This window comes from Pseudomonas emilianonis (assembly GCF_023072625.1).
In the GTDB taxonomy this organism is placed as follows: domain Bacteria; phylum Pseudomonadota; class Gammaproteobacteria; order Pseudomonadales; family Pseudomonadaceae; genus Aquipseudomonas; species Aquipseudomonas paraveronii.
In genome coordinates this window covers 1-1,066 of record NZ_JAKNRV010000708.1, presented here as the reverse complement: position 1 = coordinate 1,066, position 1,066 = coordinate 1, and the positions used below count along the sequence as shown (strand labels likewise).

Here is a 1,066-nt window from a genome sequence, read left to right as displayed (position 1 = left end):
CTGCCCGGCGTGCGGCGCCCGTCGGCTCGGCGGTCGCCAGTACTTGGGTCGACAGATTCAACGCCGCAAAACACAAGCCCCAGACCAGCCGCAACCCCAACAATGCAGCGAAGCCCGACAGCAGCGAGTTACCCAGGGCGCACAGCATCGCGGCACCGGCGGCGATCATGCAGGTCAGACGATCGCCGTGGCGGGCATAGAAATTAAGCACATGCCGGTAACCGAAAATCCGCACCAGTCGGTTGGCCGCCAGCAGCACCCCGGCCTGGGCCAACGTGATGCCGAACGCCTGGGATTCCATGGGCAGCAGCAGATAAAGCAACACGTCACTGGGCAGGCATAACGCCAAGGTCAGCGCGGCGCGGCGGGAGGTGATGTCGGCAGTACGTTGGGCCTGGCTTGACATAAATCTGAAACATCCCGAAATATTCAGGTCGCCACCGTAGCCTTCTCGAACGGCTTTTTACAACGCTCGATTAAACCTTTTTGTCATACGGCAACAACCGCAGGCCGCTGGCCACACAGCCCACCAACGCAAACGCACAGCCCAACCACAATGCGTAGTGCGGGCCGCTGCCCAGGGACCAGTGAAAACACAAAGCCACCAGCGACGCTCCCAGCGTCTGCCCCAACAACCGCGAGATCGCCACAATGCCACTGGCCCCACCACTGCGCGCCAAGGGTGCGCTGGTCATCAATGCCTTGAGATTGGGCGACTGGAAGAACCCGAAACCGGCCCCGCACAAGGCCATGCGCCAGCCGATGTCGAACGCCGATGCGTCATTGTGCAACGTCGCCAGGGCCGCCATGCCCACGCTCAGCATCAACAGGCCGATCCCGCACAACAGGCCCAGGGACACGCGGTCTGCCAGACGCCCGGCGACCAACGCCATCACCGCCACGACCGCCGGCCAGGGCGTCATCAGAAAACCGGTTTCCACCTGGCTGTGCCCAAGCACCGCCTGCAGCAGAAACGGCAGCGAGACAAAGGCCAGGCCTTGGGCGCTGAAGGCGCAGATCGCCGTGAGCGAAGACAGTGCAAACACCGGGCGCCTGAACAAGTCCA

At 63.1% G+C, this 1,066-nt stretch carries 1 protein-coding gene and 1 pseudogene; both read right to left on the bottom strand.

Annotation, left to right across the window (positions count from 1 at the left end):
* A pseudogene (locus L9Z73_RS31065) lies at positions 1-406 on the bottom strand (MFS transporter); the annotation flags it as partial.
* A 70-nt stretch (positions 407-476) separates the two neighbouring features.
* On the bottom strand, positions 477-1,066 hold a 590-nt coding region (locus tag L9Z73_RS31060; RefSeq protein WP_247408818.1), incomplete at its 5' end, for an MFS transporter.